At 42.2% G+C, this 22,002-nt stretch carries 20 protein-coding genes; 13 read left to right on the top strand and 7 right to left on the bottom strand.

The window, feature by feature from the left end; all coding sequences use genetic code 11:
- Positions 1-135: 135 nt before the first annotated feature.
- Positions 136-1,326 (bottom strand): 6-phosphofructokinase, encoded by a 1,191-nt coding sequence (locus H8S64_RS19490; RefSeq protein ID WP_099294389.1) that lies wholly within the window; start codon positions 1,324-1,326, stop codon positions 136-138.
- 130 nt (positions 1,327-1,456) lie between these two features.
- On the opposite strand from H8S64_RS19490, the gene H8S64_RS19485 reads away from it, so the two are divergent.
- The 8 genes from H8S64_RS19485 (at position 1,457) to H8S64_RS19450 (ending at position 7,766) form a co-directional block, all read left to right on the top strand.
- Positions 1,457-2,587, top strand: a complete 1,131-nt coding sequence (locus H8S64_RS19485; RefSeq protein WP_186978362.1) for a glycosyltransferase — start codon at positions 1,457-1,459, stop codon at positions 2,585-2,587.
- A complete protein-coding gene (locus tag H8S64_RS19480) occupies positions 2,578-3,198 on the top strand; it encodes an RNA polymerase sigma factor (protein ID WP_099294385.1) in 621 nt (206 codons plus the stop codon). Before H8S64_RS19485 ends, H8S64_RS19480 begins: the two co-directional genes overlap by 10 nt.
- A complete protein-coding gene (locus tag H8S64_RS19475) occupies positions 3,185-3,859 on the top strand; it encodes a peptidase associated/transthyretin-like domain-containing protein (protein ID WP_186978361.1) in 675 nt (224 codons plus the stop codon). The genes H8S64_RS19480 and H8S64_RS19475 overlap by 14 nt, the downstream gene beginning before the upstream one ends.
- Positions 3,860-3,949: 90 nt before the next feature.
- Positions 3,950-4,543 (top strand): OmpH/Skp family outer membrane protein, encoded by a 594-nt coding sequence (locus H8S64_RS19470; protein ID WP_186978360.1) that lies wholly within the window; start codon positions 3,950-3,952, stop codon positions 4,541-4,543.
- A 64-nt stretch (positions 4,544-4,607) separates the two neighbouring features.
- On the top strand, positions 4,608-4,988 hold the full coding sequence (locus H8S64_RS19465) for an SRPBCC domain-containing protein (RefSeq protein ID WP_186978359.1): 381 nt from the start codon (positions 4,608-4,610) through the stop codon (positions 4,986-4,988).
- 90 nt (positions 4,989-5,078) lie between these two features.
- A complete protein-coding gene (locus tag H8S64_RS19460; protein ID WP_099294378.1) occupies positions 5,079-6,326 on the top strand; it encodes a YeiH family protein in 1,248 nt (415 codons plus the stop codon).
- Positions 6,327-6,490: 164 nt separating this feature from the next.
- Entirely contained in the window at positions 6,491-7,147 is a 657-nt protein-coding gene (fsa, locus tag H8S64_RS19455; protein WP_027201604.1) for a fructose-6-phosphate aldolase, read from the top strand.
- A gap of 10 nt (positions 7,148-7,157) precedes the next feature.
- Positions 7,158-7,766 carry an L-threonylcarbamoyladenylate synthase gene (locus H8S64_RS19450; protein WP_099294377.1) on the top strand — a complete coding sequence of 203 codons (609 nt, stop codon included), beginning with the start codon at positions 7,158-7,160 and terminating at the stop codon, positions 7,764-7,766.
- Positions 7,767-7,802: 36 nt separating this feature from the next.
- Here the strand turns inward: H8S64_RS19450 and H8S64_RS19445 are convergent, their stop codons facing one another.
- From H8S64_RS19445 to H8S64_RS19420, 6 genes are all read right to left on the bottom strand, one after another.
- The gene (locus tag H8S64_RS19445) at positions 7,803-9,251 is read right to left on the bottom strand and encodes a TrkH family potassium uptake protein (RefSeq protein WP_186978358.1); all 1,449 of its coding nucleotides are present in this window, start codon (positions 9,249-9,251) and stop codon (positions 7,803-7,805) included.
- Positions 9,248-10,591: a Trk system potassium transporter TrkA gene (gene trkA, locus H8S64_RS19440; RefSeq protein WP_099294373.1), complete on the bottom strand. Its 1,344-nt coding sequence runs from the start codon at positions 10,589-10,591 to the stop codon at positions 9,248-9,250. Before trkA ends, H8S64_RS19445 begins: the two co-directional genes overlap by 4 nt.
- A 72-nt stretch (positions 10,592-10,663) precedes the next feature.
- The gene (locus H8S64_RS19435) at positions 10,664-12,607 is read right to left on the bottom strand and encodes a ComEC/Rec2 family competence protein (protein ID WP_186978357.1); all 1,944 of its coding nucleotides are present in this window, start codon (positions 12,605-12,607) and stop codon (positions 10,664-10,666) included.
- 14 nt (positions 12,608-12,621) lie between these two features.
- Entirely contained in the window at positions 12,622-13,176 is a 555-nt protein-coding gene (gene def / locus H8S64_RS19430) for a peptide deformylase (RefSeq protein ID WP_099294369.1), read from the bottom strand.
- Between the two features lies 1 nt (position 13,177).
- Positions 13,178-13,603, bottom strand: a complete 426-nt coding sequence (gene ruvX, locus H8S64_RS19425; protein ID WP_099294367.1) for a Holliday junction resolvase RuvX — start codon at positions 13,601-13,603, stop codon at positions 13,178-13,180.
- A gap of 4 nt (positions 13,604-13,607) precedes the next feature.
- Positions 13,608-13,919: an FtsB family cell division protein gene (locus H8S64_RS19420; protein WP_227216794.1), complete on the bottom strand. Its 312-nt coding sequence runs from the start codon at positions 13,917-13,919 to the stop codon at positions 13,608-13,610.
- A gap of 251 nt (positions 13,920-14,170) precedes the next feature.
- Between H8S64_RS19420 and H8S64_RS19415 the strand changes: the two genes are divergently transcribed.
- From H8S64_RS19415 to H8S64_RS19395, 5 genes are all read left to right on the top strand, one after another.
- Positions 14,171-15,139, top strand: coding sequence for a carbamate kinase (locus H8S64_RS19415; protein ID WP_186978356.1), 969 nt, complete (start codon positions 14,171-14,173; stop codon positions 15,137-15,139).
- A gap of 118 nt (positions 15,140-15,257) precedes the next feature.
- Entirely contained in the window at positions 15,258-16,259 is a 1,002-nt protein-coding gene (locus H8S64_RS19410; protein WP_099294361.1) for an ornithine carbamoyltransferase, read from the top strand.
- Between the two features lie 437 nt (positions 16,260-16,696).
- Positions 16,697-17,242, top strand: a complete 546-nt coding sequence (locus tag H8S64_RS19405) for an RNA polymerase sigma factor (RefSeq protein ID WP_186978355.1) — start codon at positions 16,697-16,699, stop codon at positions 17,240-17,242.
- Between the two features lie 58 nt (positions 17,243-17,300).
- Positions 17,301-18,488 (top strand): FecR family protein, encoded by a 1,188-nt coding sequence (locus H8S64_RS19400; protein WP_099294357.1) that lies wholly within the window; start codon positions 17,301-17,303, stop codon positions 18,486-18,488.
- An 87-nt stretch (positions 18,489-18,575) separates the two neighbouring features.
- On the top strand, positions 18,576-22,001 hold the full coding sequence (locus H8S64_RS19395; protein ID WP_186978354.1) for a SusC/RagA family TonB-linked outer membrane protein: 3,426 nt from the start codon (positions 18,576-18,578) through the stop codon (positions 21,999-22,001).
- Position 22,002 lies beyond the last annotated feature (1 nt).

Here is a 22,002-nt window from a genome sequence, read left to right as displayed (position 1 = left end):
TGTCGTAAGGTCAAATGTATCGAAAGAATTGATTTATATCATTATGTTATAAATCATGGACTTTACAGACTTTAGGAGCCGAAGGCTCGACTTTATGGACATTACAGACTGGAGGTGTGTCAAAACACACCTCCTTTATAGTATCATTTGTGGCATAAATTCGAAACTGTTGTATTTGGGACGTAGTCTGTCCGTGTTGTAGAATTTCTGGACATCCACGAGTTTCTTGCTGCTGGTCACGATTTCGATGGGAGCGTTGTCATAGCGTCCGTTACGCAGGATAACCAGTCGCCCGTGCAATCCTTTATTTATCAAGTCAAGTGCAAGGTTACCGTATGCCATGGGAACGATGGAATCAAGCGCGTCCGGATCTCCGCAGCGTACAAGATAACCCAGTTTTTGGGTTATCGTGTTGATCACTTGCCCGTGATTGAATTGCGGGGTAAGTTCCTTGAGTTGTTCGGAAATCATGTTCCCGATGCCTCCCAGCTTCTTGTGCCCGAACATATCTGTTTCTTCGCTTTGGAATATCATGTTCCCGCCGCAGAAAGTAGCCCCTTCCGACACGAGGACTACCGAGTATTTGCTTGGGTTCGTGAAACGGTCTTCACAAAGTAATTCGGTTAGTCGCTCGATATTGAATTCGTATTCCGGGATCACGCAACGATTGGCCGCACCTGCCAGTGTGGGCAGCATGGCGGTGAAACCGGCATAACGTCCGAATACTTCCAGCACGAGAATACGTTCGTGTGATCCGGCAGAAGTGCGCAAGTCATGCGTGAGTGAAATCGTTCTGGTGATACAGGTGCTGAAACCGATGCAATAATCGGTTCCCGGTACGTCATTGTCCATTGTCTTGGGAATGGCGACCACCTTGACACTTTCTTTGCTCAGACGGACGGCGTAACTCAGTGTGTCGTCACCCCCGATCGGTATCAGGTAATCTATCCCCATAAATTCGAGATTTTTCAGAACCTCCGGGGTTAAATCATTGATATCGTCCGAGTATTGTTCTTGCAGGTGTTTCGGCACGTTAGCCCTCGGAACGTGTGAAGCCCGCGTGCGTGACGTGTGAAGAAATGTACCTCCCGTGCGCCCTGCTTTGTTCACGATTTCTTCGGTTAACTCGAAGAAATTGTTGGAGTTATCGTATTCCGGGTCCCGCACGATGTCTATCAGACCACCCCAACCTCTTCGTATTCCGATTACTTTATATCCTTCGCGCAAGGCTCTGATGGTTACCGCCCGTATAGCGGGGTTCAAGCCGGGAACATCGCCTCCTCCGGTGAGTATTCCTATGATTCCTCTTGTTTTTTGTAGTACCATAATTGTAGTAGCTTTATGTTAGTAAAATCGAACTAATATACATGAATTAATTTAATTAATACGTTAATTTCCTTATTAAAGTCAGTATATTTGTCCGTTTTTTATCGAGAAAACATATATTATTTGAAAAATGGAGAGTTTGCTTGTTTTTTGGGAAGAGTCGGGTATATTGAAGTACGGGGCAATCGCATTGCTCGTGTTGTTATGTATATATATGTACTTGATTATTCGACGGGTGATAATTGTGTCCCGGAAGGATAAACCGTTTGGTAAGCCGGAAGGGGAGGGGGTATCCGTTATTATTACCGCTCATAATAACGCGGAGGCTTTAAGGAAAAATCTGCCTAGTTTCTTGATGCAAGCCTATGGTAAATACGAGGTTATCGTGGTGGATGAATGTTCGGAGGATGACACGCAGGATGTGTTGGCGGAGATTCAGAAAGATTATCCGGAGTTGCGGTGTACGCGTATTTTTCCCGACACGAAATTTCGTTTCACGAAAAAATTGGCCATAAATATAGGTGTACTCGCGGCAAAATATGATATTCTGTTGTTCTCCGAGATACATTGTCGTCCTGCCACGATGCATTGGGTGGAGACTATGCAATCTTATTTTGATGAAAACACGGCGGTAGTTGTCGGTTACGCGAATTACGCCCCGGGTGAGCATAATATCACTACATGGCGGGCTTTCCGTTTTCTCCGTTTTTTAGAAATGTTAGTCTTGGTAAAAAATAAAAAATATATTTTCGGTGATGGATGTAACATGGCTTACCGAAAATCGTATTACATTAAAAACCGCGGGTTCGCGAAGAACTCACAATCGTATTTGGGATATGATAATGATATGGTTAATGAATTGTCGAAGTTCGGAATGGTTAAAACAATAAAGTGTCCGGATACGTACGTGATAATTGATAAAAGTGACAAAAAAGGAGAGGTAAACGAAATATCGTATTATTATGCTAGTAAGATGAGATTGACAATGACGGAGAGATTAGGAATAGATAAAGGTATAATAGTGCGTTTAATTTTTTATGCGCTCTCTATTTATTTGATTTTCACTGGCGTGTATCCGGTATATTTGTCCGCGATAATGATTATAGCATTTTTAACGGATTTTGTTTTGCTAAATATTTGCGCTATTTGTCTGAAACAAAAAAAATTATTCCTAACTTCGTTTATTATTAGTACAGTCGGTTTTGTTTATCGATGGTACTGGAATGGATATTCATTTTTTAATAAAAAGAAATGGAGCTGAATAACAACTTGTCAGAGAAAGCTCTCTACGATTACAAAGTCGTGAAAAGAGCAATAACGGGAGATGAAAAAGCCTATGCCGAATTATTTAAGCGGTATAAGGACTCAGTGTACTTTATGATACTGAAGATGGTGAATAACAGAACGGATGCGGAGGACTTGATGTTCGAGGCATTCGAGAAGGCTTTCGCGAGTTTGAATTACTATTCGCCTCAGTTTGCATTCAGTACTTGGTTGTTTAAAATCGCTTCTAATAACACGATTGATTTTATTCGGAAGAAGAAAGCGAAAATTGTTTCCTTGGATAAGGATGATATTAATCCTGACGATCGCGGGTATATTAATAGTGTGCCGGCTGACGTACTGACCCCGGAAGAGGAAACGATACGCAAGCAACGGGCTGAGTTCATGCGGGAAAAAGTCGCTATGCTGAAAGGCCGTTACCGTCAATTGATAGAATTACGTTATTTTGAGGAGTATTCTTACGAAGAAATTGCACAGGAACTGGCAATCCCGCTAGGGACCGTGAAAGCTCAATTATTTCGGGCTAGGGAGTTGTTGCTGAATATTTTGCAGAACACGGAAATAGCCAGAGAAAATGAGAGGGCATAGCCTTTTTATCCTTCTGATTTTTTTATGCCTTGGTTTACGGGGGCAAGACACGAATGACCGGGATATATTTGTTACGGGGGTGATTTGTGACCGAGATAGCGTACAGCCTCTGCCTGACGCTATTTATCGTTTCGGGCAGGAGGTTCGGGGCGTGGATAACCAAGGACGATTTTCCGTGCATGTAAAGGTCGGCGACACGTTATATTTTTCGCACGTTGGTTTTGAACCCGTGCGAATCGTTGTTTCCGATACTTTGAAAAAGGATGATTATCTTTTAGGCATTTTCATGGTACGGGATACTATTCAATTGGCTGAAGTCGTTGTGTTGCCCCGTTTCTTCATGGAAGATTTCAAGATGGATTCCGATCTGATCACTGCCCATAATAATATGAAAGGTGCTGTTAACGCGGCATCCCGCCCAGTGAAAGAGATGGATCGGGAGATGAACCAGAAGATGGTTATCTCCGATTTAGCCCGAAAAGTGGAGATGAAAGGTATGGTTGATGTTAAGCTGGGGATAGGAACGCAGTCTTACACGGCGTTGAAAGGTTTAATGCGGTCACGGCGTATGGCGGATAAAGGGAAAGTGATAAGAGCACAGGAAATAGACTTGTTAAAGAAAATTTTTTATATAGAAAAAAGAGAAAAAACGGATAACTAAAGGAAGAAAGATTATCTTTGTATTTGAAACAAGCCACGTGTGGGCAGAGTTTCCAGTGAAGCAATTTATTAATATCAAAGTTACGTTTTTATGAAGAATTTGTCGATAGGATTAAATGTGTTATTGTTGATTGCCGTAATTGTTTTATACATATTACATTTCTCCGGGAGTAGTAAGAGTACGAGCAGTCAAGACGGGGTTGCAACTGTAAATGCGGATGCAAAAATAGTCTACATTAACATGGATACATTGCTTAATAAGTATACTCAATCAAGGGAGTTAAATGAGGCATTTTTGAAAAAGCTCGAAGCAAATCGCACGGAATTGAACGTGAAAGCAAAAAATCTTGATCGCGAAATTGCCGAGTTTCAACATAAAGCAGAGAATGGCGGATTCCTTACTCGCGAAAGAGCCGAACAGGCTCAAACGGAGTTGTTGATTAAACAGCAGAATCTGCAAAAACTGCAACAGGAAATGAGCGAGAACGCTCAACGGGAACAAATGGAAATCAATCGTAAGTTGTACGATGCCATTACAAATTTCTTGACGGATTATAATAAATCAAGAGGCTATCAGTTGATATTAAGTACTACTTTAGGTGGAAACGTTTTGTTTGCCCAAGATGGTTTTAATATTACCAACGAGGTGGTAAGCTTGTTGAATACCCAATATCAAAAGAAATAAGCGTTTAATAATATACGGGGGAAGGCTGAGAAATCAGCCTTTTCTTTTATCTAATAGAAAGAAAATGAATTTTAAATATACGGTTGATATTGCGGCAGACTCGGAAGAGGTGTTCACGGCGTTGACAAATCCTTTCCAGATAGAGATATGGAGTGGTTATCCTGCCGAGATGAAAGCGGAAGAAGGATTTGTGTTTTCATTGTGGGAAGGTGATATATGCGGGGTAAATCTGGAAGTGAAACCGAATCGTCTGCTTGTACAAGAGTGGTTCTTCGGTGATACGGCAGAACGTTCCATCGTGACGTTGAAACTAAAGAAAGTCGGAGAACAGACTCAGGTAGAACTGGAACACACGAATATTCCTGATGACGTGTTCGAGGAAATCGTGGAGGGATGGAAAGAGTATTACTTGGGCTCTATAAAAGGTATGTTGGAAATGTACTAATCGTAAATCAGTAAAAATACGGATTATACATCCGAATCCGGATAGTAATTTTGTCTTGTAAATTATTCACTAACTAATAGATTATTTTGCATGAGCAAGTTAAAGATTTCGGAAGATTGGACTTCTACTATCGTCGGGTGGTTTATCATCCTTTTGATTGTATTTCAATTGAAACCACATTGGCCTTCGTTCAGTTGGCCTGATGCCGATGCATTAATGAATAAAGTATTTACTCTGGATAACGTGGGGCATGCTTTGATTGTATTCTGCTTCATGTTTTTCATGGCGTTGCTGGCTGGAATGTTGGCAGGGAAAAAGTTTAAGATGATCGCGGCCAGTTTTCCCGTGGTATTCTTTCTGACTCTTTTGGCTATGGTTGTCGGGGGAAATAAATTTTTGAAAGATTGGGGTTTCGAAACCGTGATATTCAGTCTTTTGATCGGGCTTTTTATTAGTAACGTGTTTTCTATTCCCAAGTGGTTGAAAGAATCACTTTCTTCAGAATTGTTCGTCAAAATCGGGTTGGTGTTGTTGGGAACTTCCGTACTTTTCGGTGATTTGTTGAAAGCCGGTTCGTTAGGTTTGATACAGTCTTGCGTGGTTGTTTTTACTGTTTGGAACTTCTGTTTCTGGTTGTGTCGAAAGATGAAGATTGATAAAGAGATGTCATTGATGCTTTCCAGTGCCGTTTCTATTTGTGGTGTTTCGGCGGCTGTGGCGACAGCCGGTGCGATTAAAGGAGATAAGAAGAAATTGTCTTACGTGGTATCTCTGGTATTGGTGGTGGCTGTCCCGATGATTTTAATTATGCCGGGGCTGGCGAAGCTGATGGGTTTGCCGGAAGATATGGCAGGTGCTTGGATCGGGGGAACAATCGACACGACAGGAGCCGTGGCTGCCACGGGAGCCATATACGGGGAGGTGGCGTTACAAACGAGTACTATCGTGAAGTTCTCGCAAAATGTGCTTTTGGGTGTTGCCGCTTTTCTGATCAGTATATATTGGTCGTACTCGAAGAAAGAGGTGGCGGAAGAGAAACCTACATTAAAGGTTATCTGGCTGCGGTTTCCCAAATTTGTATTGGGATTTGTTGCCGCTTCCGTTGTCTTTTCGTTCTTCGTGGCCCCGGAGATCGTGTCTGAAGCAAAGCCTATATTAAAAAATATTCAGGGAATGTGGTTTGCTCTTGCTTTCATGTCTATCGGTCTGGAAACCGATTTCAAGAGTCTGATCACGTCAGAAAATCGTCGTTCTACTTATGCTTTCTTGGGAGCGCAAGCCTTTAACGTGGTGTTCACGTTGTTAGTGGCTTGGATACTTTTCGGACTAATAGCATAGTTCGTAAAGTTCATAAGGTTTGTAAAGTTGATAAAGTTGAAGAGCAAAAACTTTATGAACTTTATGAACCTTATGAACTTTATAAACTAAATATGATTGTATTACCGATATTGTTTGTAATTTTGTCCGTAATTTTTGAAGTTAAACGCAAAAAATAATAGAAGATGAAATTTTTTATTGATACGGCAAATCTTGATCAGATTCGGGAAGCCAATGATTTGGGAGTATTGGATGGAGTGACTACCAACCCGTCATTAATGGCAAAAGAAGGTATTAAAGGTGACGAGAATTGTAGAAAGCATTACGTTGAGATTTGCAATATCGTGGATGGTGATGTAAGTGCTGAAGTAATCGCCACGGATTACGAGGGAATGATTAAAGAAGGGGAGGAACTGGCCGCTTTGCATCCGAATATTGTTGTAAAAGTTCCTTGTATTGCTGACGGAATCAAGGCTATCAAGTATTTCACGAATAAAGGTATCCGTACGAATTGCACGTTGGTGTTCTCTCCGGGACAGGCATTGTTGGCTGCTAAGGCCGGTGCCACGTATGTTTCGCCTTTCGTGGGACGTTTGGATGATATCAGTAGCGACGGTATCGAGTTGGTGGAGAAGATCGTGGATATGTATGCTTACTACGGGTTTAATACGCAGGTTTTGGCTGCTTCTATCCGCCACACGCAACATATTATACAATGTATCGAGGCTGGTGCTGATGTGGCAACTTGTCCGTTGAGTGCAATCAAAGGATTGTTGAAACACCCGTTGACAGATTCCGGTTTGGCAACATTTCTGGCAGATCACAAGAAAGTAAATTCATAAATTCGCGATAATGCTTGTACGCTTATTCGAGGATAATCCTAATGATAGGGAAATTCGGAAGATCGTTGAGCTCTTACGTGATGGTGGTATTATCATCTACCCGACCGATACTATTTACGCGATAGGGTGTGATATTAATAGTGTGAAGGCTGTGCAGCGAGTATCGGCTATACGTAAAGTGAAGCCGGAGAAAGCTAATTTCTCGATGATATGCAAGGATTTGGGAAATATTGCGGCATACGCTAAGGTAACAAACGAGGAATTCCGGTTGATGAAGCAATGTTTGCCCGGACCTTTCACTTTCGTGTTGCCTGCCACGAGCAAATTGCCTAACGCGTTGATGAATAAACGTAAGACTATCGGTATCCGTATTCCGAAAAATTTTATCGTACAAGCTATCGTGGACGAGCTAGGTGGACCGTTGTTGACAACATCCGTGAAGGCGGAGGAGGGAGAAGTTGAAGAATATATCACTGATCCCGAGTTAATCCACGAGAAATACGGTCGCTTGGTCGATTTGGTTATCGACGGCGGTTATGGAAATAATATCCCTTCCACCGTTATCGACTGCACGGGCGATGAGATTGTTGTCACCCGACAGGGATTAGGTGAATTATAAAATAAAAAAGGACTTCGAGCGGAAGTCCTTTTTTATTTATTTCTTCCAGAAAGCTCTACTGAATAATACCAGTACGGTGAATACTTCCAAACGCCCAACCATCATCAGTATGGACAAGAATATTTTCGCGAAGTCATTCAAGTGCGCAAAATTGCTCATGGGGCCAATCTCGCCGAATCCGGGACCTACGTTACTCATACTTGTTATAACAGCACTACAAGCCGTGGCAATATCTTCCGTGAACAAGGACATGATAACACTGGATATCCCGAAGATGAAGATATAAAGGATAAAGAAACCCATGACTCCCGTCATTATATTGGGATGTATGCTCTTCCCGTTGTATTTCACGTTAATGATTGCGTTCGGGTGAATGATGCGTTTCATTTCAATAAATGAATTCTTGAACAGCAGATTCAGTCGGATACATTTTAAACCGCCGGATGTAGAGCCCGCGCAGGCTCCTATAAATAGAAGTACGAAAATAATCACACCTAGTAAAGGAGGCCATAACAAATAGTCCGCCGTGGCAAATCCTGTCGTCGTGAGAATCGAAACAACTTGGAAGAGGGCTTCCCGAATGCTTAATTCCAAATCATCATACCCCTTGAAATATAGTACACATGCTATCATAGCACTTGCTATGAGAATGATGAAGAAGTAAAGTTTAAATTCTTCATCACGGAATAATTTTTTGATTTTCCCGTGAATGGCAATATACATCAGACCAAAGTTAGTTCCCGCGATAAACATGAAAATGATGACAACATACTGTATATAAGCCGAGTTCCAATAAGCAAGGCTATCTTGTTTCGTGGAATATCCCCCGGTAGCCATCGTCGTGAATGAATGGCAGATGGCATCAAACAAATCCATTTTACCGAGAAGTAACAACAAGGTCTGGGCTACAGTGAGTGATATGTAAAGATACCACATACGGCGGGCGGTGGAGGTGAATGTCGCGGTGAATTTGTCATGCGTGGGACCGGGAACTTCGGCGACAAACAGGTCGCGGCCTTCAATACCGAGTCCGGGTAGTATTGCCAGCAATAGCACGATAATACCCATACCTCCCATCCATTGGGTTAGCGAACGCCAGAATAACGTGGCATGTGGTAAAGCCTCGATGTCATTTACAACGCTCGAACCGGTAGTCGTGAATCCGGACATGGTTTCGAATATAGCATCCGGAATGGAAGGAATCGTACCTCCCAACAAAAAAGGCAAACAACCGAATATGGTGAACATTACCCAAGTGGTAGTGACAATAAAATACCCGTCTTTCTTGGCAAGAACCCGATCTTTTACCTTGACCGTGAAAGCCATAAGGCTTCCGGCGGCAAGAGTGATGGCGGTAGAATATGTAAATGCCATCATATCATTTTCCCCGTATATCAAGGCGACAATGATACAGATCATCAGAAAAGCACTTTCGACGAGCAAAAGTTTTCCTATAATGTTGGTTATAAACCTGAAGTTGATCATCGTTGAAATAATTTGATTACTTTCTTCACCGCACTGGGTAGAGCGAAGATGACAACTTTGTCGTCAGCCTCGATCTGCACGTCGCCTTTGGCAATGATGGCATCCCCGTTACGGATGACTCCCCCGACAGTAGCATTTTCCGGAAAATTCATATCGGCCAATGTTTTCCGGGTAATTTTGGAACCCGCTTCTGCCGTGACTTCAAATACCTCAGCTTCCGAGAACGTGAGGAATTTCAAGTGTTTCACGTCTACATTCATGGTGTAACGGTATATGTGTGAAGCGGCTATCAATTTAGTGTTTACCAGCGTTCCGATCCCGATGTTTTCGGCAAGGTCGATGTAGTCGATATTCTCAACTTCGGCAACACTTTTTTTAACTCCTAACTTTTTGGCTAATAGACAAGAGAGAATGTTTGTCTCTGACGAATGCGTGACGCTGATAAAAGCATCGGTATTTTTGATACCTTCTTCCCGGAGCAAGGCGAGGTCGCGACCGTCACCGTTGATTACCAGTGTCGATTTTAATTTATCGGCGATAAGGATACATTTCTCACGGTCTTTTTCTATAATCTTGACATTGTAGTTTTTTTCAAGCAAAGAGGCTGTCTTTATTCCGATTCGGGAACCTCCCACGATAACGACATTCTTAACCTCGTATTGTGATTTGCCGCAAAGGGCGAATACATTCGGTACATAGAAAGGTTTCGTCACGATGAAAACAAGATCGCCGTACCGGAAAGAATCATTTCCCCTCGGGATGATAGTGCGCTCGGCACGTTTGATGGCAACGACACGGAAATGTTGTGCCCCGTATCTTTCTGCCATTTTGATCAACGTGAGGTTGAGTACCGGGGCATTTTCCCATAATTTGATACCGAGTAATTGCAATCGACCGTCGGAAAATTCATGTAACTGGCGGGAACCGCTTTGCTTCAAGGAAGCAACGATTTCTTCCGCGGCCAGACGTTCCGGGTAGATTAAGGAATCGATACCGATCATCTTCAAGTATTCCGTATTTTCGCTCTCCAGATATTCGCTATTGTTAACCCGCGCGATAGTTTGTTTCGCTCCTAACTTTTTGGCTAAAATGGCAGAGTTGATATTTTGATCTTCCTGATGATTTACCGCGATGAACAGGTCACACTTGTGTACTCCGGCATCTTTAAGCGCACCGATAGAAGTACATGATCCCACGATAGACATGACATCGAGTTGGCTGCCAAGTAATTCCAGCTTTTCTTCGTCGTTGTCGATCAGCATGATATTATGTTCCTGCTTACTAAGCATCGTCGCGAGATGTGTCCCCACTTCTCCTGCTCCCGCTATTACTATGTCCATTTTCGTTAGGTGTTAATTAACTGGCAAAATAAAGAATTATAATCCGAATTACATAGAAAAATGAACCAATTTTTATTTTAAGGGAATCACGATAGAGCCTAGTTCATTTGTTTTAAATAGAGGGATTTGCTTTTGAATGCAAAATTCGTCCCATGCCCGGATACATCGGGGGGTATTGGATTGGTCTATAATGATTTGACTTGGAAATGACGATTGTGTCGTATCCGAGATAGGGAAAATATTTCCCGTGATAATGAGTATTCCTTGGTCGGGTATAGTGGGACATGTACCATCTGCAATTGTAATTGTTTGTTTACGAGTTTGCAGTTGCTTATTCGTGTAAATGATTTGGTCCCCGATGAATCCGTCATGCTCGGGAAGCGGTTGCAGGTCATTTGCTATCGTGTATGTCAACTGGCTTGGGATGGTATCCGTATTTTTCAGTAGAGAATAGTATCCCTTGTGATTCAAGAGTATCACGGAATGACGATATCTATTGTAAACAACGATTTCTTGTCGGTTTTGCTTGTGGAACGTGTAACCGTAGATGAAAATAACAAGCAAACATGTCGAGGCTAGAAACAAGTGGGCAATCCGGCGTTGTCGGCTGGTCACGTATAAGATAAATGATAAAGTTATAATATATATAAGGATGATATGGAAGGATGTCGGGTATAATTCTGTCAGATTTATGGCGATACCGGAAAATATTCGGAGGCAATAAAGCAGGATTTGAGTGATACCTGTTACAAGATATGCGAGATAACTGCCGATAAGAGAGGGTAACACGAGTAGGATTGCCCCGAGATAGAGTAATAGTGTGGCAACCGGTACGGCGACGAGATTGAATAGAATGCTATTTAAACTGATCGTGTGGAAATAGTATGCAGTAATCGGGAGAGTCAGAATTTGCGCGGAAAAGCTGACGGCGAGGAGGGGGTATATCTTCCGTGTGAGCCGGGGAAGCGCCTTACGCTTAATGGTTATTAACGGATAGACAAGTATAATTCCAGTGTAGGCGGCATACGACATTTGAAAACTCACGGAATACAGTAATGTCGGTTGGATAAGCAAAGTGAAGAATGCTGCTGCCGCGATAGCATTTAAAGGTACATAATCCAGACGGAATGCTTCTCCTATAATAATGAAACTCAATATAGTTGCTGCCCTGCAGGCGGAAGGTGATAAGCCGGTAATACCCGTGATCAACCATAACAATGGAATCAGTGCGAGGGTGAATCTGCGATCGCGTAGTTTGAAAAGACGTAACCCGTAAAGTAGTAAAAGATAAATAGCCCCGATATGTAATCCGGAAATGGCAAGCAGGTGAATGGTTCCCGTGTCTTGGAATAATTGTTTCGTGCCGGGAGTCAGATTTTGGCGATCTCCAAGACAGAGGGCTGCAAGCAGGTTATAGGTTGTGCTGTCCGGCACGATAGTTGACAATTTATGTAACAAATGCTGTTGCAGGGAATGACAAAAAGAGTACAAATCTTCCGAGTGTCCTATTCGTGTCGGAGTCGAAATCGGAATCGCTTGGGCTTGAATGTTTTGGTGACGGAGGTACGTGTTGTAATCAAATTCATGTGGATTGCCCGTGGCTGACAGCAAATAGACTCTGGCGTCAAACAGGAGCGAATCGCCGACAGAAAACCGGATAGAATCCCGGTATCGCGTGAAGATGCGAATCCCGTTTGAGGAGATAATTGCTTTGTCGGGTGGAGTGATCCGTTCACAGCGTCCTTGCAGCGTGTAGACATTACCCGGCACGAATGGCAGGTTTTGCGGGCGATGGCAATACACGCCTGTCAAGAAAATGAACAGAAACGAGAAAATAGAAAATAATTTTCCGTAACGTGTACGGGCAACTCCTGTCAATAGAAGGAGTGAGCCTATAATCGAGTAAAGGATAAATCGGGAGTGAATGTCAAACATCCATTCACTGGCAAGAATTCCCGCGATTAAAGGAATCACGAGGAAAAGGAATGGATACCGATGCCAGTGAATGGGACGCATAGGCGTAGCCTCGGCTATTTCGGCAAAACTACCCGGTAGTTTTGTTTGAATTTCCCGGCACTGATATTACTCAACTTCCCTTTTAATAAACGTTTTTTCAGAGCGGACAAGTGGTCAGTGAACATGATTCCGTCCAAGTGATCATATTCGTGTTGGATGATGCGTGCGCGGGTGCCCGTGAATTCTTCCACGTGTTCTACCCAGTTCTCGTCCCGATAGGCGATTTTTATATGATCTTTTCTCATCACGTCCTCGTGAATGCCGGGAATACTCAAGCAGCCTTCATTGAAAGGCACCTCTTCCCCGGAACGTTCCAGTATATGCGCGTTGATAAAAGCTTTCTTGAAATCTTTACAGTCCGGGTCAATTTCTTCAAATGGGCTTCCGTCAATCACGAAAATGCGTATGTTTTTCCCGACTTGCGGGGCAGCTAATCCCACCCCGTCTGACTCGTACATGGTTTGCCACATGTCATCGAGCAGTTTGCTTAACCCCTCGTATTCCGGGGTAATGTCCTCGGATACTTTCCGAAGTTTCGGATGTCCGTAAATGTAAATAGGTAACAGCATATTAAATATTCATGTTTCTTTGTGATTCCATGTAGGATTGCAATATGATCGTGGCACTGATGGCGTCGATAACTGCTTTATCCTGACGTTGTTTTTTCTTGGCTCCTCCTTCTAGCAACGCCTTGTGTGCCAAGACTGAGGTGAAGCGTTCGTCATACATGACGATGGGGATGTCCGGGAGTTTACGTTTGAGTGCGACGAGAAACGGCTTGATGTAAGTCATGCTTTCAGAGTCCGTGTTATTCATTTGTTTGGGGTGTCCCACGACAAAAAGGTCTACCTTTTCTTTCGAGCAGTAATCTTGTAGAAATTGTAAAACCTCGTGTGATTTGACTGTCGTTAGACTGTTGGCGATGATCTTGCATGGATCCGTGACCGCTATGCCAACCCTTTTTTTCCCGTAATCAATAGCAACAATCCTTCCCAATACCCTATTCCTTTACGATAATAAAAATATCCTCGTTCTCTTTTTTCATCAAGTACTGTTCTCTGGCGAACTTTTCGAGGTTATCCCGATTCCCTAACAATTCATCTTTTTTGCGTTTATCTTCTTCAACCTTTTTCCGGTAGTAATTTTTTTCTTTCTCCATCTGGCTGATTTTTGAGCGCAACTGTAACTGATCGATAAAACTGTATTTATCGAACAACGCGATCCATATAACAAATAGCAACCCCACGATAGTGTATTTGTTGGCAAATCGCTGAAACAAATTTCTCGATGATCGTTTGTTTTCGTCTTGCATAGTGCAAAGGTACAAAAAAAGAGGCGGTTAAGAACCATTATCCATTATTTTTTTTCCGAGCAGGCAAAAACATGGTTTTTGCGCTGCATATTTATAAAAACGGGAAGAATATTTATACAGCGAATTGATATACAGTGATTTGTGATTTGATAAAAATGAAAATTGGCTATTTTTTGTGTAACTAATTTCGTTAGCTTTGTGCTTTCGGAATTTTTTTAGACAAAAAGAAGAATAACAATAAAATATCAGTAATGGAAAAGAAGTTAGCGGTTGTTGCGTTAGGTGGAAACGCTCTTTTGAGAGGAAACCAGAAAGGAACTATCGAGGAGCAAAATGCCAACACGGTAGATACGTTGGAAAATTTAATATACTTGATTAAGGAAGGGTATAATTTGATTATTTCGCACGGAAACGGTCCTCAGGTAGGAAACGTGCTTATGGATAATGCTGCCGGTGTAGAGATGTACGGTAACGCTGCCATGCCTTTGGACACTTGTGTGGCTTTCACGCAAGGACAGATCGGCTACATGATCGAACGTAACTTGAGAAATATTTTGAAAGAGCACGGTCTGCAACGTAACGTGATCTCGATGGTATCCCAAGTGATCGTGGACAAGAATGATCCGGCGATGCAGAATCCGACCAAGCGCGTGGGTAAGATATACACGAAAGAAGAGGCGGATAAACTGGCAGCCGAGAAAGGATGGGTTTTCAAGGAAGAGATCAAGGTTGAAGGCGGATGGCGTCGGGTGGTTCCTTCCCCGGACCCGAAAGATTTTATGAATGCCGATTTGGTGGAACGTTTGGCTCGCGAAGGCAATATCGTGATCACTACCGGAGGTGGTGGTATTCCCGTGTATATCGACGAGAAGAGTGACATCCAGCCGTTGGAAGGTGTTATCGACAAGGATTTGGCTTCCGCTATGGTAGGTACGAGAGTGAAAGCGGACGAGTTCTATATCTTGACGGATGTTCCTTATATTTATAAGGACTTCAAGAAACCGTCGCAACAGAAATTGGAATTCTTGGATTATGCCGATACGATGAAATACATGGAAGAAGGAGTGTTTGCAGAGGGAAGTATGGCACCGAAAATTCGTGCTTGTTTGCGTTTTGTTAAGAATGGTGGAAAAAAATCAGTGATTACCGAAGCCACAAAGTTGGAAGACAGACGTTACGGTTCCAAAATCACGATGGAATACGAGGACGATAGAAGATAATTGAAAATGGAGAGTTGAAAACTGGAAATGAGTTTTTAATTCTCGATGGGATATTGTACTTTTGTCCATAAATAATGAATCTGAAATTTAAAATTATAAATCTAAAATTAATAAAGTTATGGCTTTTAATTTGAGAAACAGAAATTTCTTGAAGTTGTTGGACTTCACTCCGAAAGAGATCAAATACATGTTGGATTTGGCTGCTGATTTGAAAAAAGCAAAATATGCCGGAACTGAACAACCTCGTTTGAAAGGTAAAAATATTGCTTTGATTTTCGAGAAAACTTCTACCCGTACCCGTTGCGCGTTCGAAGTAGCTGCTCATGATCAAGGTGCTCACGTGACCTATCTTGGTCCTTCCGGATCTCAGATTGGCGTGAAAGAATCCATGGCTGATACGGCTCGTGTATTGGGACGTATGTATGATGGTATCGAGTACCGCGGTTTCGGACAAGCTATTGTTGAGGAATTGGCTCAATATGCAGGTGTACCTGTATGGAACGGTTTGACCAACGAATTCCACCCGACTCAGATTCTGGCAGACTTCCTGACCATGATGGAACATACCGATAAGCCTTTAAACAAAGTGACTTTCGCTTATCTTGGTGATGCCCGTTTCAACATGGGTAACTCTTTGATGGTTGGTGGTGCTAAGATGGGTATGGATGTACGCATTGTTGCCCCGAAAGAATTGCAACCGGATGCCGAGTTGGTTGCTACTTGCAAGGCTATCGCTGAAGAAACCGGAGCTACAGTTACCATTACCGATAACGTGGAAGAAGGAGTGAAAGGTTGCGACTTCCTGTACACTGACGTATGGGTATCTATGGGTGAACCTGCTGAGGTATGGGCAGAACGTATCAAATTGTTGACCCCGTATCAAGTGAATGCTAAAGTTATGGAATTGACCGGAAACAAGAACTGCAAATTCATGCACTGCTTGCCGGCATATCATAACCTTGATACTCAAGTAGGTCGTGATGTTTACAAACAATTCGGCATGAACGGATTGGAAGTAACCGAAGACGTGTTCGAGTCTGCAAATTCTATCGTGTTCGATGAGGCAGAGAACCGTATGCACACGATCAAGGCTGTGATGGTTGCTACTTTGGGTGACTAAAGATTTGGTTCATGATCGGTAGAAATACCCGATTATATTGTATAAAGAAACCCGCTTGATTTTGTTATCAAGCGGGTTTCTTCCGTTATAGCCATGGAGATTAATGGTAATTATTGGGAAATAATACCCCTCCCTCGAAGCTGTCCGGAAGATACCCCGTGGCTCGAATAGCTCCGTGTAGCGATGCTCTGGCGAAGCTTCGTGAGGGCTTCGAGCAAGGGGTATTATTTCAGTGAGATAACTTTTTGATAAAGAATACTAATCCAGTTGAGAATGATCGGATCGGCAATGATATTTTATAATGCTATTGTCCTTCGTTTCTAAATAGAAAAAAGTCGGTTTATAATTTAAAAATAAGATGTTCAATAAATGGACCGAAATTATTTTATATTTTTACGTGCGCAATTAGATGGTATTGTGCTTAAAAAACGAAGGTGATGTCTTCAGAATTAGTACATAAAGAAAAATTGTTTGTTGAACTGTTTAACAAAAACTACAAGGCTTTGTGCTTGTATGCGGTAAGGTTTTGCGGTGATTTTTCTGAGGCGGAGGATATCGTGCAGGACGTGTTCGTGAGATTTTGGGATATTTTTCAGGAGGGGACAGGGACTATGTCTGCTCGTTCTTATTTATACCGGATGGTGCGTAATGCATGTATTGATCTGTCGCGGGCTAAAAAGTACGATACGGTTGATATAAATTCATTAGCAGATCAATTGGAATATTTTTTCCATACGGAATCGGAGGAAGATTCTACAATGGATAAATTGTTGGAGGCGATAGAAGCTTTGCCGGAAAAATGTCGCTATGTGTTTGTCGCTATCTGTGTGGATAACAAAAAATACAAGGAAGTTGCAGACGAAATGCATGTTTCCTTGAACACGATCAAAACGCAGCTATCCAGAAGCTTAAAGCTTCTTCGGGAGAGCTTGAACAAAGAAGATTTCAAATTATTTCTTACTTTTTTCACGATTTTCGAGTAATTTCTTTCACCCGTTTCTGTTTTTTTTCGTCTTCTATGTAAAGAATTGATATTGGATTATGATGAAAGAAGAAATAGAAGATATAATATGGCGGGATTCTCGAGATGAATGTTCCGGGGAAGAAAAAGCCTGTTTGCGAGAATGGCTTGAGGCTTCCGACGAGAATAAACGTGCTTACAAGGATATCCGATCAATTATTCAATGCGGTGCTTTGCTAAAAGGATATGACCGTTTGGATAAACCACTGGCCTTGGGTAAAGTCATGAAACAAGTGAAGCCGTCGCCCGTTATGCGGAGATATTCGTGGTTAAAGTACGCGGCAGCGATAGTATTCCCCTTGTTAGCAGGACTCGTGGCTTATTATGTTTTTGATCGTACGACGGAAAATACAAATATCCCCGTGATTGCAAAGTACGATATTCAACCGGGGGAAGCGAAGGCTATTCTTTATTTGTCTGATGGGCGGGAGATTAATCTTAAGGATGTAAGTGATTCTACGATACGGGACGGTTATTTTGATCAGGAAATTCTATTCCGGGATAAGAGTAATACATTGAATTATTATGATTCTTTGCGCGAAACGGATAAAGTCGGTAAATTGGTATATAATAAGATTGTCGTACCTCGCGGGGGAGAGTATATGCTGATCTTGTCGGATGGAACGAAAGTATGGTTGAATTCTGAAACGAAGATGGAATACCCGTTGTGCTTCGGGCAAGATACCCGGGAAGTTAAGTTGACGGGAGAGGCGTATTTTGAAGTGAAAAAAGATGCAAAGCGACCTTTTAACGTGTTGATGGGGGATGCGAGAATTGAAGTGACGGGAACCTCGTTTAATGCTTCCTGTTATCCGGAAAAAGGGGATTGTAGTGCGACATTGACTTCTGGGAAAATAAATCTATGGGGTGATCATTCGATGAAGAGGGTGAATGTCGGGGAGCATGCCGTTTACGATAAAACGTCCAAGGAAATCACGGTAAAAGAGGTTGACTTGAAGTATTATACTTCTTGGCGTCACGGGACTTTTTATTTTTACGACACTCCTTTATCTGAGATTACCGAGGCATTGGGACGTTGGTATGATGTGAAGTTTTATTTTTCGGACGAGTCTTTACGGGATGTCTGTTTTTCCGGTGCAGCTTTGCGTAACAGACCGATAGATTTTATTCTTAAATTGTTGGAAAATACTCAATCATTAAAATTTTCAATACAAAAAGATGGAACGATATGGATAAGTAAAAAATAAAAAGAGGAAGATTGGCCTCTTCCCCTTTTTTTCTTTAATAACCCTCTCCTGCAAGAGAGAATTTTAAATAAATAGTTATACAAATCTATGAAAAAAATTTTAACGGATGAACTTTTCCGGGAGGGAAAAGTATGGTCTAAACTATGGAAAATTATGCGATTGCAATTATTGATCGTTTTTGTAACTCTGTTCCAGTTACATGCTGAAACAGGAGTTGCACAGGAAAGAGTTAGTATTTCCTTTAAGGATGCTCTGATTGAAGACATCATAAAGGAAGTGGAAGCGCAGTCCGGTTACGTGGTGGTGTATAATAACACCTTGTTGAAGAATATGTCACGCGTAACCGTTCGGCTGACGAATGTAAATGCCAAAGATGCTTTGAATGAGGCACTGAAAGGCAGCGGATTGGAGTGTAAAATGGTAGACGATTTTCTGGTTATTTCGAAGAAGGAAGGAGGTGATGACGAGAAAAAAGAAACTTTCAGGAAAATCAAAGGGAAGGTTATGGACGAGAAGGGGATAACTCTTCCGGGGGTTACCGTGCTTATCAAAGGTACTACTTTAGGTGTCGTGACTGATATCGATGGGAAATTCTCGATTGAGGTACCGAAGATGGATAGCACGATACTGGTATTCTCTTTCGTGGGAATGGTTACTAAAGAATATCGTTTGCCGAATGATCCGAAAGATGATGCAAAGGAGATATCCATTCGCCTTCAAGAGGACGTGAAAGAGATGCAGGAAGTTGTCGTGACCGGGTACGCCAATATCAGAAAAGAGAGTTTCACGGGAAATTCCGTTACCGTGAAGAGAGAAGATTTGTTGAAGGTTTCCAAAACGAATGTAATTCAAGCGTTGCAGACTTTTGATCCTTCTTTTCGTATCCAGCAAAATAACCAGTGGGGTTCGGACCCGAACAACGTGCCCGAATTGTATATCCGCGGACGTTCCGGTATCGGGGTGAAAGATCTGGATAGAAAGAAGAATCTTTCCAAGTCAGAACTGGAAAACAACCCGAATTTGCCGACTTTTATCATGGACGGATTCCAAATTAGCGTGGAGAAATTGTATGATATGGACCCGAATCGCATTGAAAGTATAACGATACTGAAAGATGCGGCTGCTTCGGCTATGTACGGGTCCCGTGCGGCTAATGGTGTCGTGGTTATCACTACCGTTGCCCCTGTTCCGGGTAAAGTATCGGTATCTTATAGTATGACGGGAACCGTGACGGCACCGGATCTGACCGACTATAACCTGATGAACGCAAAGGAAAAGTTGGAAGCAGAGGTGGCGGCAGGCATTTATAAGGCTACTAATTATTCTGATCAGAATAAATATGATGTAGAATATAATGGTAAGCTCAACAATGTTGCTCACGGTGTTGATACCTATTGGTTAGCCAAGCCGTTACAAACGGCATTTAATCATAAACACAGTTTGTATATAGAAGGGGGAACCAATGATATTCGTTTCGGGTTGGATATGCTCTATAATAATGAAGACGGTGTGATGAAAAAATCTTACCGGGATCGTATGGGGGTTGGTTTTTATATTGATTACCGGATTGGTTCTTTCCAAGTAAAGAATTATATATCTTATAATATTACACGATCGGAAGAATCTCCTTACGGTACTTTCTCGGACTATACTTCAAAGCAACCGTATGACGAGTATAAGGATGCGGACGGGAATTACTTGAAACAGACCTTTAATTGGCATGGGGGATCTTCGTCGGAGTTAAAGAATCCTTTGTACGAGGCCGGATTAAAGAGTTTTAATAAGTCACAAGTGGATGAGTTGATAAATAATTTGAGTGCCAACTGGTACGTGAATAATTATTTGCAAATAAAAGGACAATTCAGTTTAACCAAGAAAAACACGAAAAGTGACGATTTTATTGATCCGAAGTCAATGCGTAACGGTAAGGTGTTGAGTGCGGCCAATAGTAGTTCGGGAGAGCTTCGTACAAGTGCTGGTGACGGGTTCGATTGGGATTTGAATGCTTTTTTGGCTTACAACCGCACTATAAGCGGACACAATATCAATCTGAATATTGGTATTAACGCAACGTCTACGCATACTTCTACGACATCGGCATTTTACAGGGGATTTCCTTCCGGTTCGTTACATTCTCCCAATTACGCGCAGGAAATTGTGGAGAAACCGACGGTAAGTCAGAACAGTACCCGTTTGTTCGGTGTGTTGGGAAGTTTGAACTATACTTACAATAATATCTATTTGTTGGATCTTTCGGTGAGAACAGACGGTTCTTCCGAATTTGGTTCCGATAAACGGTTTGCTCCTTTCTGGTCGGGAGGTTTAGGTATTAATCTTCATAATTACGAGTTTATGAAGAAATACGGTTATATTGATGTGCTGAAAATCCGAGGATCTTACGGGGTGACCGGTAAAGTAAATTTCCCGCCTTACGCGGCACAGACTATATACCAGATACTGAGTGAAGAATGGTATAAAACAGGCTTTGGCGCTTCATTGATGGCGTTGGGAAATAAGGATCTGGCTTGGGAGAAAACGAAGGAGTTGGATTTGGGTATAGATGTACAACTGTTTAATGGCGGGTTGCAGATGGAATTCTCCTATTACCGGAAAAAAACGATTGATCTGATCAATGATGTGACGATCGAGAGTGCAGCGGGTTTCACGACTTACATGGATAATTTGGGAGAAGTGATGAACAAAGGATACGAGATTCAATTGAAAAGCGATGTATTCCGCAATAACGATTGGTATGTTTCCGTATTCGGCAATTTGGCTCATAATAAGAATGAGATATTGAAAGTTTCCGAGAGTCTGAAGGCTTATAATGATGCGGTAGATAAAAACTTTGCAGAGTCAAATGCTTATGACGGTTCCACTTCCAAGCCTATCACGAAATACCAAGAGGGAGGTTCATTGACTTCGATTTATGCGATGAAATCTTTAGGAATAGATCCCGCTACTGGGCAGGAGATGCTGGTTAATCGTGATGGTTCCGTTACTTATACATGGAATAGTTCGGAACAGGTTGTCGTGGGAAATACGGAACCGAAAGCACAGGGAACGTTCGGTTTTAACGTGAACTATAAGAATTTTACGTTGTACACGACGTTTATGTACGAGTTCGGTGGGCAGCAATACAACCAGACTTTAGTTGACAAGGTTGAAAATGCCAATCTGTATACTTCAAACGTGGATAAGCGAGTATTTACCAACCGTTGGAAGAAACCGGGTGATAAAGCTAAATTTAAAGCTCTTGAAACCGGAAGAAACGGTATTGAAACGACAAATCCGACAGAACGTTTTGTACAGGATTATAACGTGGTAACATTGAATTCGATCACTTTGGGATATGATTTTAATTCGGAATTGATAAAGAAAGCCCATTTGGGTATGTTGCGTTTGGAAGTGGGGGCGAACGATCTTTTCAGAATTTCATCTGTTAAGGCGGAACGCGGGCTTAGTTATCCTTTTGCCAGAGCGGTGAATTTTTCAATAAAAGCGACTTTCTAAA

It is taken from the genome of Butyricimonas hominis (assembly GCF_014287455.1).
Classification (GTDB): Bacteria; Bacteroidota; Bacteroidia; order Bacteroidales; family Marinifilaceae; genus Butyricimonas; species Butyricimonas muris.
Note: the sequence above shows the minus strand (reverse complement) of the source record. Positions and strands in the feature narration are given on the sequence as shown.